The sequence below is a fragment of the Microcoleus sp. ARI1-B5 genome (assembly GCF_036705795.1).
Lineage (GTDB): Bacteria > Cyanobacteriota > Cyanobacteriia > Cyanobacteriales > Microcoleaceae > Microcoleus.
Map to the genome: position 1 here is coordinate 160,815 of NZ_JAUBVK010000013.1, position 15,049 is coordinate 175,863.

The following is a 15,049-nucleotide window of genomic DNA, read 5'->3' on the forward strand; positions in this document are numbered from 1 at the left end:
CAATATGCTTCTAGAAAAATCCTATGAATTGAGTGAGTTGTCTCAAAAGACAATTAATCTTCGGAAGTATGCAGAGCATTATCAAGGGTTTCAATCTCGACAAAAACAGATCGAGCAAGCTGTCACTGGAACTCTACCTCTTGTGCAATCTTTAAGAGCTTTTCGCGACAGAGGAATTGCCAATTTTGATTTAACTCAAAAGGCTGAGATTTTGCTGACATTTATTGCTAATGTTGAGGCAGAATTAAAAAAAAATCCTGAGTGGATTATAGACAATGAAAATTTCAACAGAAATAATTTTGACTCTCGGGTAAAGGACTTACAAAAAGCTCTGAGAGAGCAATTGAGTCAAGCTTGGGGGCTGTACCGAACTGAAAAGATGCCGAACACGAATAAGGAATTCCTGAATGTGCTGGATCGAGTTTCGGCATCTAAGCCAACTGTCCAACGAATTAGAAATTTAGATGTGCAAATTCGGGAGTCTAACTCAATTCCCCAAAGCAGTGAGGATTTTGATAAAGTCGATCGGCTAATTGAGCAATTGAACCAATGCTGGGATAGGCTGGATGCTGATGAAGTCCCGGAAGCCGCGCTTTGTTTTCTCAGAGTTGCTGCTAATCAGGGTGCTACCCTGAGTCTTTTAACTCCCGAAGTAAAAGATTGGCTGACTAAACATGGTTTGATTGATTCTTTACGAATTCGGTTGACCTAATAATTTTAGCCGTGAAAAAACCTGCGCTGCGGCGCACCCTAAAAATAGAGTTGATGCCTGGTAAGGTGCGCCGCGGCGCACCCTACAAATAGAGTTGATGCCTATCATTTTGCTAAACTGTTAAACCGCATTCTTTCATACACCTGCGACGGCAACATTCTGTGAACTTTCGTCCGCGTCTCAATCTTAGCAAGTGTCGTCCCTGCACTCGCTTCTGATGTTTGTTTTAATTCTAAGCCGGATTCTGTTGGCGGCGAAACTATAAATTTTAAGATGCTTTCTATTGAAAGCAAATACAGATTGTGACGCAAGAGTGCCATAAATAAATCTTCTTTGAAAGCTCGATACAGCCAAAACAATGTACTCCGGTGATTGCCGCTGCGGTTGCTTTTTACAGCTAGATAAATGTAGAAATTGCTGCTAGACCAGCGATAAATACTGTTGGGAATTTCGGGATGTTTCTGCCGGACATCTGCCATAATTAAAGAGTGACCTTTTGCCATTGCTGCATAGTTGCAAGACATACTGCTGGAAATCTGTCGGTAGCCAACTAAATATTCTGGCACTACTTTAAATTGATAGTGTTCGGCTATGCGGAGGTGAAGTTCCCAGTCTTCGCAGCCTTGAGCGTCTTCTAGTTTAAGTTTGCAGTTGTAGGCGCCGACTCTCTCGAAACAAACGCGACGGATCAGAGATGAGCTGGCATTGCCTAGAAAATATTTATAAACTAATGCTGTGTAAACTTCTCCTTCGATGGTGGAGTTGTAAAATCCACCTGTGAGCAAGTCTTGTTCGTTGATATCAAGTGACCAGGAATAGACAACTCCGACAGATGGTTCTGATTTGATTAGGCATTCTACTTGTTTTTCTAGGTTTTGCGGATACCAAATATCGTCTGCATCGATGGGTGCAATATATTCGCCTTTGGATTTTTCAATGGCTAGGTTGCGAGCGGCGGCTACGCCGGCATTTGACTGCTGCAATAAGATGATCCGGCTATCTTTTTTAGCAAAAGATTTGATGATTTCAGCGGTTGTATCTGTTGAGCCGTCGTCAACTACTAAAATTTCTATGTTTTGATAGGTTTGAGATAATACAGACTCTAATGTTTTAACAATAAACTCCTCAGCGTTGTAAGCAGGTATGATTACTGAAATTAAAGGTCGTTCTAAATCGTTTTTGGAGAGGTTCATGTAATATAGAAACTTGTTTATCTAAAAGTTTTGGCTCTCAGGCAGCTATCTAATGGTATGTTAACAAAGAACCAAGCTCGATCGTACACCGTCGGAAATTTTAAAATGTACATTTTCAATATATTGCCAAAACTCATAAAATGTGCATTGACACAGCAGTCGGGATACAGACTTGGTGCAAGAGTCCTTGGCGGATGAGGTGTGTCAAAGAAACTGTACGGGGCAAGTCCTCACAGTCGGCTGGTTTCCGTAGGAAGATGTTGCTATTTATACTAACAACCCACTAGAAAATGAAAGTCTTGCGGGTGGGAACGCTGCCAGAGACAATGGCTGGTGGGGCTTTTTCTAAGGTTTACAAAAACAATCATATATATAAAGATTCTGTAAAGCTGCTACCTGCATCAGGTCAGTCTCAGCCAGATGTGGCGTAGAATACAGGCATGAATCGGGAAAATTCAGTCTACAATACCAGCAAAAAATTTAGTTGAAGAGAAACAGAAATCGGGTTATAAACAAAAAAGTAGAGCTGATTTTACCCTTCGTAAAGTAGTAGCATTGACCATCAAAGATTTTATTTCGATGTAATTTAAACAATTTAGGTGATGATTTATACCGCAGAGCCGACTGTATCCGTGATTATCCCCGTCCACAACGGGGGATCTTACTTCCGCACCTGTTTGTCAAAACTGGCTCAATCTGTGCCGAGACCGATCGAGATTATTGTAGTAGCAGATGGTGAAAGTGACGGTTCCTGGCGTCTGGCCAAGGAATTCGGGGCAAAAGTCATCAGAATTCCCGAATGTGGCGGCCCGGCCAGAGCGAGAAATTTGGGAGCGCAAGCTGCGAAGGGAGATATTCTGTTTTTTGTGGATGCTGATGTCGCTGTTTGTCCTGAGGCTGTGGGTTATGCGAAATCGGTGTTTAAAAATAATCCCTACTTAGCTGCTTTGATCGGCTCTTATGACGATGCTCCTGGAGATCCAGATTTTTTATCGCAGTACAGGAACTTGCTGCACCACTACGTGCACCAAACCGGTAACGAAGAAGCTTCGACTTTTTGGGGCGCTTGCGGAGTGATTCGCCGGGAAATTTTTTTGCAGATGGGCGGCTTTAATGAGGGTTATCGCCGAGCTTCCATAGAAGATATTGAGCTCGGCTACCGTTTGAAACAAGCTGGTTATAAAATTCGGCTGTGTAAAACATTACAAGTCAAGCATTTAAAGCGCTGGGAAGCGGTGGGGATGGTGAAGGCTGACTTTTTTTACCGAGCGCTGCCTTGGACTGAACTGATTTGGCGCGATCGCAAATTGAATAACGACCTCAACTTGCAAGTATCGAACCGAATTAGTGTAGTTTTAACTTATGCCATGCTGCTGGCAGTGGTGGGGACGTGCTGGTCGCTGAACTTTCTGCTATTGGCTGGGTTGCTGGCAATACCGTTAGTAGCAATTAATTCACAGCTTTATCGATTTTTTCAGCAAAAACACGGTATCTTATTTGCGCTGAAAACAATTCCTTGGCACTGGCTTTTCTATTTTTACAGCGGACTGGCATTTGCGATCGGCACGGCTCGCCACTTATCGCAAAAAAAGCCGTTGACTGGCAAAGTTAGGTTGCCAGTATCCGCTCAATAAATCAAGGCAACTTGTCCTTCAACCTCTGTAGGTCGATCGATAGTTTTTCAGGGTATTCACGGGTGCATCTATCAATTTTAGAAGTTATAAATAATTGTATAGTTAGATAAAAAAGCTGGAGGTAGGCTGAGTGAAACATTATCCTGTGGCGATCGTCGGTGCTGGGCCTGCTGGTTTGACTGCTGCTTACGAGCTGGTCAAGCAAGGCATCATCCCTGTTGTACTCGAAAAAGGAGATAAAGTTGGCGGGTTGGCCCGCACCGAAAGCTACAAAGGCTACCGTTTCGACATTGGCGGCCACCGCTTTTATACTAAAGTTGAAGCCGTGCAGCAGTTGTGGCAAGAGGTATTGGGAAATGAGTTTATTAAAGTGCCGCGATTGTCCAGAATTTTTTATCGAGGTCGATTTTTTAACTATCCGATTAGTGCCTTCAATACTCTTTTTAATTTGGGCCTAATTGAGAGTGCGCTGATTATCTTGAGCTATCTGAAAGTGAGAATCTGGCCGCTTCGGGAAGAAGCAACTTTTGAACAGTGGGTGATAAATCGTTTTGGGGAACGCTTGTACAAAACATTTTTTAAGACTTATACTGAAAAAGTTTGGGGAATTCCCTGCTCGGAAATTCAAGCGGATTGGGCGGCGCAGCGGATTAAAGGATTGTCGCTGACAACAGCGATTATTAATGCTTTGTTTGGTAGCAACGACACTAAAACGTTAATCAAAGAGTTTGATTATCCGGCTTTGGGCCCGGGGATGATGTGGGAAAAGTTCGCGGAAGCTGTGGAGAGTAAAGACGGCAAAGTTTATCTCGATACTAAGGTGATTAGCTTTGAGCGGGAAGGTAATAAAATTAAAACTATTACTGCTGAGCATAACGGAGAATTAGTTCAATATTCGGCGGATAATTTCATTACGAGTATGCCGATATCGGCGCTGGTAGCACGGATGAAACCGCAGCCTCCTGAAGAGGTGCTGCACGCCGCGCGATCGCTCAAATATCGAGATTTTTTGATTGTATCGCTGATTGTCGATCGCCCAAATTTGTTTCCCGACAACTGGATTTACATTCATTCTCCCGAAGTCCAAGTCGGACGGATTCAGAACTTTAAGAATTGGAGCGCTGCATTAGTTCCCGACGCTAGCAAAACTTGTTTGGGAATGGAATATTTTTGCAATGAAGGCGGCGAAATTTGGAAAATGTCGGACGATGAACTTGTGGAATTAGCAACTCGGGAGTTGGTTGAGTTGGGTTTGGCCACTTCGGCGGATGTTGAAGATGGGGTGGTGCTGCGGCAGCCGAAGGCTTATCCTGTGTACGATGCGGAATATCGCGGACATTTGCGGGTACTTGAAGGTTTTTTGACTGGGATTGACAATTTGCAGACGATCGGGCGAAACGGTATGCACCGATACAACAATCAAGACCATTCTATGCTGACGGGGATGCTGGCAGTGAGAAATCTTCTGGGCGAAAAGCACGATTTGTGGGATGTGAATACTGAGCGATCGTACTATGAAGATTTTAGTGCCGATCGCTCAAAGGAAAAAAGAGATGCGTCTTTGATTTCGCAGTCTAGTTGATTTTTGGGAACTGTAGTTGTGACAATGTGAGTTAACTCAGACTTGAAAGGGCGATCGCCGGTTCATATTTTCCGCATAATCTTGTACGGGCAATCCCCCGCTCAGTTGCGTCGCTTCATCCGGGGTAGGTACGGGGGGACTCCCCTACATCTACTACAACCTATTTAGGTGCTCTGAAGTGGAAATATTGTATATTGGTTAATTAAGCTGACCATTTTTTTAACTTTTGACTCGCAGTCGTTTTTCTATGCTCCAAAGACTATACGTACATAACTTCAGATGCCTGGAGAACTTTGAACTGATTCTCAAAGAGATGCCATCCTCCCTTTTAATTGGGAAAAATGGTGCAGGTAAATCAACCATCCGTGTTGTATTGGAAATCCTTCAACACATCGGTCGAGGCATTAACAGAATGCGTGAATTTGATAAAAATCATCTTGGTCTTATCGATCCGAAAGATTTCAATCGAGGCAGGTCTGATGTTCCAATTCGATTTGAAATAGAAGTATTACTTGATAATAAATTATACAAATATATCCTGGCATTGGAATTACCAGAAAACTTTAGAGAGCTTCGAGTTTTTGAAGAGCAACTGTTAATTTCAGGAAATCCAATTTACTCTCGCAAGGAAGCCCAAGTCACTCTTTACACCAGCCCGCGAAATCCTGAAGCTCAGTTTCTGGTGGATTGGCATCTCGTTGCTCTTCCAGTGATTCAAGAACAATCAGAAACCGATCCGCTTCGTATTTTCAAGACTTGGCTGGCGCGCACGATTATTTTAGCCCCGATTCCAAGCCTGATGACTGGAGACTCTAACGGGGAAACGTTGGAACCCAAACGAGACGGTTCAAATTTTGGGGAGTGGTTCTCTGGGTTACTCAGTCGCTACCCTGCTGCCTACACACAGGCTTACAGATACCTCCAAGAAGTTATGCCTGACTTTCAGGATTTTCTGAATGAACAAATCGGGAAAGACTCTAAAAGTATGGTGGTTCGGTTTGAAGAAAAGAATGCCAACCTGAGTGTTGACTTTAAAGACTTATCTGATGGGGAGAAATGCTTTTTTCTTTGTGCTGTTGTCTTAGCTGCTAACAAGTATTACGGCCCACTTTTTTGCTTTTGGGACGAACCTGATAACTATCTTTCCCTGTCAGAGGTTGGACATTTTGTTACATCACTGCGACGCTCATTTAAAAATAGCGGTCAGATTATAGCAACCTCACATAATGAGGAAGCAATCCGAAAGTTTTCAAATGAAAATACCTTTGTACTCGCTCGAAAAAGTCATTTAGAGCCAACCTTAGTTAGGTTGCTCAGTGATATACATGTCAGTGGGGATCTTGTAGATACCTTGATTCGCGACGACATAGAATTATGAGTGTGAATAACTATCAAGACCATGTTCTTGTGTTGCCAGAAGATGATGCTAATCGCCAAATTGCCAACGGATTCATTAACAACTTAAACGTTAAGGAACGTGCTATTCAAGTCTTACCGATTGCTGGTGGTTGGGGAAAAGTTGTGGAGAAATTCCTAAAAAATCAGGCCGATGAAATGAAAAAACTTTCAAAAAGAAGGATGGTCTTGCTGATTGATTTCGATCGGAAAGGAGAGCGGTTGAATCATGTAAAGAGTCAGATTCCAGAAGAGCTGCAAGATAGAGTGTTTATTCTTGGAGTGTTATCTGACCCAGAGGATTTAAAGCGTATTAAAAAGAGGTTTGAGAGTATCGGAACGGGCAAGCTCGAGCAGCTCGGAGACACCCTTGCAAACGACTGTTCCAATGATAACACGAATGGATTATGGGGGCACGATCTTCTCAAACACAACAAAACAGAGTTAGATCGTATGATTAAATCTGTTAAACCATTTCTGTTTAATAAAGTGAACGAGGAATGAATGCGTTTTGTCGATCGAAAGAGCGATCTAACAGTAGGGTGGAGGGGACAGCCGGGAAAGCGTGGGGCAAAGTCGGTCGGCTCTGATATCAACTATCATCAGGTAACGGCGGCAATAATGCCTCTACTTGTACCAGCAAACTAGGCAAAACACCTGTAACAATATTCCAAATAACTTCCGATCTCACTGGGTCATAGCGGTGAACCAAAATATTTCGTAAGTTAATCGCATTTCGCCAATCAATTTCGGAATGGAACTGCTGAAACTCGATCGAAACTCTTCGAGCTGCCTCCCCCAAAATCCCCAACTGCCGCTCTACGGCACTTTGCATAAAAAAACTTTCAAGCCGGAGTCTCGTATGAGGCATCAGCCGTAAACTCTTGAATCCGACGGATTGCCTGGGTCATGTCCCAAAGTGAAGCACTATCCCGATCGTTCGCTGGCATAAATCACTCGATGCGTTTTCAAAATGTTCGATCGCCGATAGGGATTTTTTAACAGCTTTTTTTCCACCAAATCTACAGGACGGTGAAATAAATGCTCTATCTCTTCCTGCATACTCAATAAATGAGACAGCGTGAGGCGGTGCGATGGCTCATAGGTGACCAGTACATCCACATCACTATCAGGGCGAAAATCATCCCGCAGCACTGAGCCAAACAGGGCAAACTCGATAATGTTCCAGCGCTGGCAAAATTGCGCGATCGCATCTAAAGAGACTTTTAGGCGATCGCTCACTACATATTCTAAATCCGATTGCAACTCAACCATGCGCGAGCAAACCTCCAACGAGAGCAACTAACGTCTGAGCTAAAGTGAAGCAATGGCATCGCTAACTTTCACGATGAGTGTCATCGGCTCGATCGGCGAAACAGTAAACCCGCACTTCTGGTAAAACAGCTTCGCATCTTCGGAGATAGCGTGTACGAGAATTGCGCGTATTCCTGCAATCTCAGCAGCTTGCAAACTGCGAAGAATTGCATCCCGCAGCAAAGCGCGTCCGATGCCGCAGCCTTGCCAGTTGCGATCGCAGGCAAGCCGTCCAATCACCATAAAAGGAATCGGATCGGGCATATTGCGCCGGACTTTACCCGTTGCAGCAGTTTGTGCTACTGCTCCAGTTGCCAGACAATAGTAGGCAATTACTGTTTGGCGATCGCACAAAACATAAGTCCGTGAAGCCCCCTCTAACTCATTTTTCAGAGCGCGGCGCTTCAGCCATTCATCTAACTGATTGTTGCCTGAATCAAAGGTCTCAATTTGATGTAACGAGTTGAGTTTTTCAGGCGGACACAGTTGTTCTAAATCTCGATCTAATCCCACGGAGATTTTGTTTTTAGTATTGCGTTGAGCTTCTGATTTGGGGTTGGTCGTGCATCAAGCAGCGCCAAAAATTGCTTAAATTTAAGTTCGTCTAACCCAAAAAAACATCTGTCTAGAAGAACATCTTGAGCTTTTTGGTAAGCTGATTCAAGCATGAACTCCGATCGGCTCTTTCCCTGTAATTGTGCCGCGCGATCGATGAGAGCGCGTTGATTCGGCTTAGCTCGAATATTGATTGTCACATCGCGGGTCTGGCTGACTGACCCTTCAGATGCTGGCGGGTGCATAACAGTTACCTCTGGCTAAACAGAGCAGTAATTAGAGCTAGTAGCTCTAGAATATTTATATTTTAACTTTTTGTATACACAATGTCAACACATTGACTGTAATTTGCGATCGCGCGTCTAGTTAACCGCAATCAAATCGTGAACTTACGCATTGTACGGACAAAGCCCCCGCCGCCCCGAAGACAGGATATCTGCCCCAAGTCCCGAGCTTGTCGCAGCAGTGTATCTTTAAGAGTTGACCTAAAATTTGAAAATCTGTGCTAACTCTTGACTACATACTGACTAAAGTGAAAAATATCCAAAAACGCAACCAACAAACGAACCAACCTATGAACTTTTCCCAGAAATCCGGGGGCAAGAGTGCCACACCCTCAAAAACCAACAAAACCCAGAATCTCGGCACAGGATTGCGGAAAATACTTTTTGCCGCCGGCATAGCCTCTCTGTGCGCTAGCTGTCAAAGTCCTCAAACACCGACCGCCACAGCTCCCGGAAGCAGTCCAGGAACCAGCGGGGGAGCCACTCCCGCAGCCACTCCCGTCGCAGTCAGCAGCCCCGGAGACCCAAATACTGTCAAAATTGTCTCCATGCTCCCCATGACAGGCAGCGCCTTGGGTCAATCTCAAACAATGGTCAACGGCATCAAACAAGCACTCGCCGAAACCGACTCCAAAGCTTGCGACGGCAAAATCAAAATCGAATACGAAGTTCTCGATGACGCCACCGCAGCGGCCGGCAAATGGGACCCGTCCCAAGTAACGTCCAACTCTAACAAAGTCGCCGCTGACGGTTCGGTAGTTGCCGTTATCGGTCACTATAACTCCGGTGCAGCCAAACTTTCCATTCCCGTGCTCAACCAAGCTAACGTCGTGATGATCAGTCCGGCCAACACTTATCCGGGACTGACTAAACCGGGAAAAGGCGAAGCCAAAGAACCCAACGTTTATTATCCCGCAGGCACTCGCAATTTCACCCGCGTTGTCCCTGCTGATGACCTTCAAGGAGCTGTAGCTGGCAACTGGGCGAAATCTTTAGGCGTGCAAAAAGTCTACATTCTCGACGACCAAGAACTCTACGGCAAAGGTGTCGCTGACGTTTTTGAAGCAACTGCTAAAAAGTTGGGAATTCAAGTCCTGGGAAGGGAGGGAATTGATATCAAAGCTAGCGACTACAAGGCGTTAATGAATAAGATCAAAGCTTTAAATCCAGACATGATTTACTTCGGCGGCACTACTCAGAGCAACACCGGACAAATAATTAAAGACATGAGAAATGTCGGGATGGCGGCTGATGCAGTTAAGTTCATGGGCCCCGACGGCATCAAAGATCAAGCTTTAATTGACGCAGCAGGAAAAGATGGCGAAGGTGTTTATGCTACTTTTGGCGGCTTGCCTCCTAAAGAATTGACTGGTGCGGGCGCCAAGTGGTACGAAAGTTACAAGGCCAAATATAATGCTGAACCGGAAGCTTATGCAGCTTACGCCTTTGAAGCTGCTAAAGTTGCGATCGGCGCAATTAATAAAGTCTGCAAAAATGACCGCGCTGCGATCCGCGATGCTGTCTTGGCAACTAAAGATTTTAACGGGGTACTCGGCACTTGGAGTTTTGACGCCAACGGCGACACGAGCTTGACTACAATGTCAGGAAATGTTGTTAAAGGTGGCAAGTGGGAGTTTGTGAGCGCGCTTAAGACGGAATAATGGATAATTGGGAATTGGTAATGGGTAATGGGTCATCGGTCATCGGTCATCGGTCATCGGTCATCAATCATGGGTAATAACTGACAAATAATCGCTAATAAATAATAGCGGTCGGAACACAAAAAAATCCCAATTCCCAATTCCCAATTCCCAATTCCCAATTCCCAATTCCCAATTCCCAATTCCCAATGCCCAATGCCCAATTCCCAATTCCCAAAATCATGAAAAAATGGCCGAGTATTCTTCTATATCTAGGTGTAGCTTATATAGTTTTGTTGTTAGGGCCGATCGCCGGATTTGACTTGCCCAAAATAATTGGAGAAATAGCCAGCAGTCCTGAAGTTTTGATCCAACAATTATTAGTTGGTCTGGTCAACGGCGCGCTGATTGCGATTATTGCTTTAGGTTATACGATGGTTTACGGCATTATTGAATTAATCAATTTTGCTCACGGCGATTTGTATATGTTGGGTGCTTTTGCTTCCCTCACTGTGTTCGGCGCTTTTGGCATTCAAGACGGCGCACCTTTAGCTGTTGCGATACCGGTGATGTTAGTCGCTTTAATTGTATGTTCGGCGTTTTGTGCGGGGCTGAATATTGTTGTGGAAAAGTACGCTTATCGGCCTTTGCGCAATGCTCCGCGTTTGGCTCCTTTAATTTCGGCGATCGGGGTGTCGTTTATTTTCCAAAATATGGGGCTGTTTTGGGGAGGATTGAAAGCTTTTATTCCGGTGATGGGTTCTAATTCTGCTGCTCCGAAAAGCTTTCCTGATTTGTTGCCGCGAGTTGATATTCTCAAAGCTTTGGGAATTCAAACGAGTATTGTGTTTACCACTAAGGATTTAATTGTGTTGGTGGTGGCGGTGGTATTGATGGTTTTGCTTCATGTGTTTGTGCAGTACACTCGTCTGGGAAAGGCGATGCGGGCTACTGCTCAAAGCCGCGATGCTGCTAAAATCATGGGGATTAATGTCGATCAGATTATTGCTCTGACTTTTTTGATTGGGGGAGCTTTGGCTGGTTCGGCTGGGATTCTGGTTGGTCTGTACAACAATACTATTGTTTTTACGATGGGGTTTACGGCGGGTTTGAGGGCTTTTACGGCGGCGGTTTTGGGGGGAATTGGCAATATTGTGGGGGCGATGTTAGGAGGGGTTTTGATTGGGTTGCTTTCGTCTTTGAGCGATCAGTATTTGTCGAGCCGCTGGACTAATGCTTGGGTGTTTGGGGTTTTGGTGGTGATTTTGGCTTTTAGGCCTGGGGGTTTGTTGGGCGAGAATGTTCAGGAGAAGGTTTGAAACCTAAGACTCGGCGGTTGAAACCAGGCTTAGCCCACGCAGACTAAAGAATAGAGGGGGTATGAAAGTCGGATTCGATCGCGAGTCTATCTGAACTCAATTTGAGTTTGAGGACAGGATGCTGGTAACATTTGCTTCAAACTCTTCTAAAGCTTGACAGACGCCAACTCGTGCAGCCCGATCGACTGTTGCAGGAATCATCTCACCAAGCTGAAAGTCGGGAAAGTTAGGGCTACGGGGGGATTCCACGTACCCGCTGTCTCTAAGCAAATAGATCGTCAACCTGCCGCGATCGTAGATCCATACTTCCGGGACTCCCAGTGCTCGATAGGCATCCAGAGCGGTTTTAGAGGTTACATCGGTTTCTACAGCCAGATCCGGTGGCGGATCGCCCGGTTCTAGTCGGCGGTACCCGATCATGCGCTGGTAATTCTGGATGTAAAAACAGGCATCTGGTTCTACTCCTGCATTGTTGCCTTTGAAAGTGGTCGATCGGTAAGGTTCGTAGCGTCGCCCTGTTGATTTTAATAATAACTTGACAATATCCGATATCAAGTCAGTTGGTTTTTCATGTTCTGGCAGGGGAACCATAATTTCTAGCGTTCCATTACTGTAAGCAATTCTAGACGAACGCTGTTCTCCTAACTCCTCTAGGATGGCTTCAAACTCGCGCCAGGTGACGTTAGGGATCGCGAGCAAACTGCCCGGAGCCAGTTGCATCAGGCTCACAGGTTTTTGCACCGGAGAAATGACAGACATAGACTGCATCAGCTTAAATCTCACAGCGTACAAGCAGGCGGTTTTTCCTAGCGGTCAACCGAGGGCGAAAAGAGCCTCAAGTTGTCACAAACAAACTAAGATCGAGACAATTCCGCATTTGCTAGTGTCCCAACCCTATTCTATATCATGTCCGACTAATCCAGCTAACGTCAATTTTAGATTATTTAAGTTGCGAACGCTTCGGTAAAAACAATTGGGTAGTCCTGCTTTTTTCAACGGTTCAATGTAGTACAACCCTTTCAGTATAAGGATCGAGAATCAGAAAATCCTTACTCCTGCACCACTACCCACTATCAACTTAAATATTCCCTGGTTTGAGCCAGCCAAAAACTTCGCCTAAAGTTAACTGCATTTCCGGCATAAATTTGGGAATCGGAAGTATATCTGTCGGTTTTTCAATCGAAATCGGCTGCTGCCCTGCCGGATAGACTAAAATATTTTTTTCATCGGGATCGAGCAACCACCCCATCTGGCAACCGGCATTCAAACAGTGCAAAATATTGTTGGTGACTTTGGTTTGGCTTTGGCCAGGCGACAAAATTTCGATTGTCCAGTCTGGGTAAGCATTAAATGTATTGGCAATTTCACCGTCAGCGTCTAGGGGAATTCGATTCCAAACAAAAATCGCGATATCGGGAACAATAGAACGTCCGCCAAAGGTACACCGAAGTTCTGGCAGGGCTAGGGCAATTTGCGGTTTCTCTGCAATATCGTTGGCGACTGTTACGAGTTTCCCTTGCAGTTTGCTGTGTTTTCCTTGTGGCATAGGTTTTTGTACGATCGCACCGTTGATGTATTCGCTAGCGGGTTTGGTTTCTGGCAATTGCAAAAACTCGTCCAGGGTGATTGTTTTTTGAGGAGCTTGTACCATATAGCGATCGCCCTTTTGAATTGTGTTGCGGTAACAGTTCCAGTATATTTCAATTTTCGATCGCTTCGGTAAGAAAAAATGAAGCCAAAATATCCTACACTACAACTAGCCCGATAACTATCCGATCGGCAGTTCCCAAATAAATCCGTTACATCCCGTACATAATCCGTTGCCGAACTTCCTTCTTATGTCAAACAAAATCCTACAAGCAATTAAATCGAGCGGTATATTAGGGGCGATCGCCTTTTTGACTGTTGTGCTATTCGGCGGTTGGAGCGGCACCGTCATCGGGTGGCTGATGGGCACGGCTGCGGGCTTCATTAGCTGTCAAAATCCGAAGGTACAAAGCCCGAAAATTGGTGCGACAGTTGGCAGTTTGGCGGGTTTGGGATTGGGCGTTTGGCTGTTAGTTGCTAGCGTGCTCGAAGGGGTTTTAGTTAGACCTTTTTCGGGTCAATCTGCTGTGGATTTGCCCACTACTCTGCTGTACGGGATTTCAAGTTTGACGATCGCAACTTTGACAGCTTCGTTAATGGGTGCTTTGCAGGGTTTGCAGGGAGAACGCCAGCGGCAAGCAACTCTGGTAACATTAGCTTTTATCTTAATTCTGTTTCCGTTTATCGACCTTCAAGCTAAGACTGGCTGGATTGCTACGGTAGTACAGATTCAAATCTTTATTATGCTGGCGCTGGGTTTGAATATTACTGTGGGTTTTGCGGGTTTGTTGGATTTGGGATATGCGGCGTTTTTTGCGATCGGCGCTTACACCACGGCTTTGCTATCTTCTGGACAGTTAAATATTGCTTGGAATTTTTGGCTGGTTTTGCCGATCGCCGCCGGTGTAGCTGGCATTGCGGGCGTTATCCTGGGTATTCCGACACTGCGGCTCAAGGGCGATTATTTGGCAATTGTTACCCTCGGTTTTGGCGAAATTATCCCGGTGGTATTTCGGAATTTAACCGCGATTCGCATCGATGAACCAATCTCGAAGATTGTAGCTTCCATTTTGGGTAAGCCGGAATTGGTGCTTTGTCTCGTTGGGTGCGATCGACCTTTCAACCTCACCGGAGGCGAAGCGGGCATAAACCCGATCGGGCGTCCATCTCTCCCCATCGTCGGCACTTTCAGCACCGGCAACTACTTTCCCTGGTACTACCTAATTTTACTGCTCGTTGTCTTCTCTTACTTCATGATTTCGCGGCTGCGAGATTCCCGCTTGGGACGGGCATGGAATGCCATGCGCGAAGATGAATTAGCGGCAAGTGCGATGGGCATCAACCTGGTCAAAACCAAACTTTCGGCTTTTGCGATGGGAGCGACGTTTTCGGGCTTTGCAGGCGCATTTTACGCCGCTTACATCAGCGCAATTTTTCCCAGCGTTTTCGATTTCTCGGTGTCGGTGATCATCCTGTGTATGGTGATTTTAGGCGGTTTGGGCAACATGACTGGGGTGATTTTGGGCGCTATCATTATCATGTCTGCCGATCGGCTTTATCTGCCCCAACTCGCCCAAGTCCTCAAAGGTTTTCTGAATACTTTTGTACTTCCCAGGATTGCAATTCCCCAGTTGGCAGACTTTCTAGCAACCAGTTTAGACCCGATTCAACTGCGCTTATTTCTCTTCGGTTTAACTCTTGTTGTGATGATGCTCGTGCGGCCCGAGGGGCTGATTCCCGATCGAATCCACCAAGCCGAACTGCATTCGGAGGGTGAAGCGAGCAACGAATCTTTAGCAGATGCCAGAAGTCAATAGTAAAGGTAAAATATTAG

General features: G+C 45.3%; 16 protein-coding genes. 9 read left to right on the forward strand and 7 right to left on the reverse strand.

The window, feature by feature from the left end; all coding sequences use genetic code 11:
* Window positions 1-4: 4 nt before the first annotated feature.
* A complete protein-coding gene (locus QUB63_RS19705; protein WP_332946963.1) occupies window positions 5-712 on the forward strand; it encodes a hypothetical protein in 708 nt (235 codons plus the stop codon).
* A 104-nt stretch (window positions 713-816) separates the two neighbouring features.
* On the opposite strand, the gene QUB63_RS19710 is transcribed toward QUB63_RS19705, so the two are convergent.
* A complete protein-coding gene (locus QUB63_RS19710) occupies window positions 817-1,905 on the reverse strand; it encodes a glycosyltransferase family 2 protein (RefSeq protein WP_332946964.1) in 1,089 nt (362 codons plus the stop codon).
* 290 nt (window positions 1,906-2,195) lie between these two features.
* On the opposite strand from QUB63_RS19710, the gene QUB63_RS19715 reads away from it, so the two are divergent.
* From QUB63_RS19715 to QUB63_RS19735, 5 genes are all read left to right on the forward strand, one after another.
* Window positions 2,196-2,336 (forward strand): hypothetical protein, encoded by a 141-nt coding sequence (locus QUB63_RS19715; RefSeq protein ID WP_332946965.1) that lies wholly within the window; start codon window positions 2,196-2,198, stop codon window positions 2,334-2,336.
* Between the two features lie 171 nt (window positions 2,337-2,507).
* The gene (locus tag QUB63_RS19720) at window positions 2,508-3,539 is read left to right on the forward strand and encodes a glycosyltransferase family 2 protein (protein ID WP_332946966.1); all 1,032 of its coding nucleotides are present in this window, start codon (window positions 2,508-2,510) and stop codon (window positions 3,537-3,539) included.
* Between the two features lie 130 nt (window positions 3,540-3,669).
* Window positions 3,670-5,121, forward strand: a complete 1,452-nt coding sequence (locus QUB63_RS19725; protein WP_332946967.1) for an NAD(P)/FAD-dependent oxidoreductase — start codon at window positions 3,670-3,672, stop codon at window positions 5,119-5,121.
* Window positions 5,122-5,368: 247 nt separating this feature from the next.
* On the forward strand, window positions 5,369-6,499 hold the full coding sequence (locus tag QUB63_RS19730; RefSeq protein ID WP_332946968.1) for an AAA family ATPase: 1,131 nt from the start codon (window positions 5,369-5,371) through the stop codon (window positions 6,497-6,499).
* Between the two features lie 2 nt (window positions 6,500-6,501).
* Window positions 6,502-7,020, forward strand: coding sequence for a hypothetical protein (locus QUB63_RS19735; protein ID WP_332946969.1), 519 nt, complete (start codon window positions 6,502-6,504; stop codon window positions 7,018-7,020).
* An 88-nt stretch (window positions 7,021-7,108) separates the two neighbouring features.
* On the opposite strand, the gene QUB63_RS19740 is transcribed toward QUB63_RS19735, so the two are convergent.
* From QUB63_RS19740 to QUB63_RS19755, 4 genes are all read right to left on the reverse strand, one after another.
* Complete coding sequence (locus QUB63_RS19740) at window positions 7,109-7,351, reverse strand: HepT-like ribonuclease domain-containing protein (protein ID WP_332946970.1); 243 nt, start codon at window positions 7,349-7,351, stop codon at window positions 7,109-7,111.
* Between the two features lie 92 nt (window positions 7,352-7,443).
* Window positions 7,444-7,791, reverse strand: a complete 348-nt coding sequence (locus tag QUB63_RS19745) for a nucleotidyltransferase family protein (protein ID WP_332946971.1) — start codon at window positions 7,789-7,791, stop codon at window positions 7,444-7,446.
* A 39-nt stretch (window positions 7,792-7,830) separates the two neighbouring features.
* Window positions 7,831-8,343 carry a GNAT family N-acetyltransferase gene (locus QUB63_RS19750; RefSeq protein WP_332946972.1) on the reverse strand — a complete coding sequence of 171 codons (513 nt, stop codon included), beginning with the start codon at window positions 8,341-8,343 and terminating at the stop codon, window positions 7,831-7,833.
* The gene (locus tag QUB63_RS19755) at window positions 8,334-8,630 is read right to left on the reverse strand and encodes a type II toxin-antitoxin system TacA family antitoxin (protein ID WP_332946973.1); all 297 of its coding nucleotides are present in this window, start codon (window positions 8,628-8,630) and stop codon (window positions 8,334-8,336) included. The genes QUB63_RS19750 and QUB63_RS19755 overlap by 10 nt, the downstream gene beginning before the upstream one ends.
* Before the next feature lie 257 nt (window positions 8,631-8,887).
* Between QUB63_RS19755 and QUB63_RS19760 the strand changes: the two genes are divergently transcribed.
* Both QUB63_RS19760 and QUB63_RS19765 read left to right on the forward strand, forming a co-directional pair.
* Window positions 8,888-10,330, forward strand: a complete 1,443-nt coding sequence (locus QUB63_RS19760) for a branched-chain amino acid ABC transporter substrate-binding protein (RefSeq protein ID WP_332946974.1) — start codon at window positions 8,888-8,890, stop codon at window positions 10,328-10,330.
* Between the two features lie 188 nt (window positions 10,331-10,518).
* Complete coding sequence (locus QUB63_RS19765) at window positions 10,519-11,628, forward strand: branched-chain amino acid ABC transporter permease (RefSeq protein WP_332946975.1); 1,110 nt, start codon at window positions 10,519-10,521, stop codon at window positions 11,626-11,628.
* Window positions 11,629-11,724: 96 nt separating this feature from the next.
* Here QUB63_RS19765 and QUB63_RS19770 read toward each other — a convergent pair whose 3' ends face one another.
* The gene (locus tag QUB63_RS19770) at window positions 11,725-12,387 is read right to left on the reverse strand and encodes a Uma2 family endonuclease (protein WP_332946976.1); all 663 of its coding nucleotides are present in this window, start codon (window positions 12,385-12,387) and stop codon (window positions 11,725-11,727) included.
* A 319-nt stretch (window positions 12,388-12,706) separates the two neighbouring features.
* On the reverse strand, window positions 12,707-13,279 hold the full coding sequence (locus QUB63_RS19775; protein WP_332946978.1) for a Uma2 family endonuclease: 573 nt from the start codon (window positions 13,277-13,279) through the stop codon (window positions 12,707-12,709).
* A 187-nt stretch (window positions 13,280-13,466) separates the two neighbouring features.
* On the opposite strand from QUB63_RS19775, the gene QUB63_RS19780 reads away from it, so the two are divergent.
* Entirely contained in the window at window positions 13,467-15,032 is a 1,566-nt protein-coding gene (locus tag QUB63_RS19780) for a branched-chain amino acid ABC transporter permease (RefSeq protein WP_332946980.1), read from the forward strand.
* The last annotated feature ends 17 nt before the right edge of the window (window positions 15,033-15,049 follow it).

Bases quoted from the DNA above. Each gene is read 5' to 3' on its own strand.
- QUB63_RS19740 (WP_332946970.1), bottom strand. From the start codon at position 7,351: ATGCAAAGTGCCGTAGAGCGGCAGTTGGGGATTTTGGGGGAGGCAGCT.
- QUB63_RS19705 (WP_332946963.1), top strand. From the start codon at position 5: ATGCTTCTAGAAAAATCCTATGAATTGAGTGAGTTGTCTCAAAAGACA.
- QUB63_RS19775 (WP_332946978.1), bottom strand. From the start codon at position 13,279: ATGGTACAAGCTCCTCAAAAAACAATCACCCTGGACGAGTTTTTGCAA.
- QUB63_RS19780 (WP_332946980.1), top strand. From the start codon at position 13,467: ATGTCAAACAAAATCCTACAAGCAATTAAATCGAGCGGTATATTAGGG.
- QUB63_RS19730 (WP_332946968.1), top strand. From the start codon at position 5,369: ATGCTCCAAAGACTATACGTACATAACTTCAGATGCCTGGAGAACTTT.
- QUB63_RS19755 (WP_332946973.1), bottom strand. From the start codon at position 8,630: ATGCACCCGCCAGCATCTGAAGGGTCAGTCAGCCAGACCCGCGATGTG.
- QUB63_RS19710 (WP_332946964.1), bottom strand. From the start codon at position 1,905: ATGAACCTCTCCAAAAACGATTTAGAACGACCTTTAATTTCAGTAATC.
- QUB63_RS19720 (WP_332946966.1), top strand. From the start codon at position 2,508: ATGATTTATACCGCAGAGCCGACTGTATCCGTGATTATCCCCGTCCAC.
- QUB63_RS19715 (WP_332946965.1), top strand. From the start codon at position 2,196: ATGAAAGTCTTGCGGGTGGGAACGCTGCCAGAGACAATGGCTGGTGGG.
- QUB63_RS19745 (WP_332946971.1), bottom strand. From the start codon at position 7,791: ATGGTTGAGTTGCAATCGGATTTAGAATATGTAGTGAGCGATCGCCTA.
- QUB63_RS19770 (WP_332946976.1), bottom strand. From the start codon at position 12,387: ATGTCTGTCATTTCTCCGGTGCAAAAACCTGTGAGCCTGATGCAACTG.
- QUB63_RS19765 (WP_332946975.1), top strand. From the start codon at position 10,519: ATGCCCAATGCCCAATTCCCAATTCCCAAAATCATGAAAAAATGGCCG.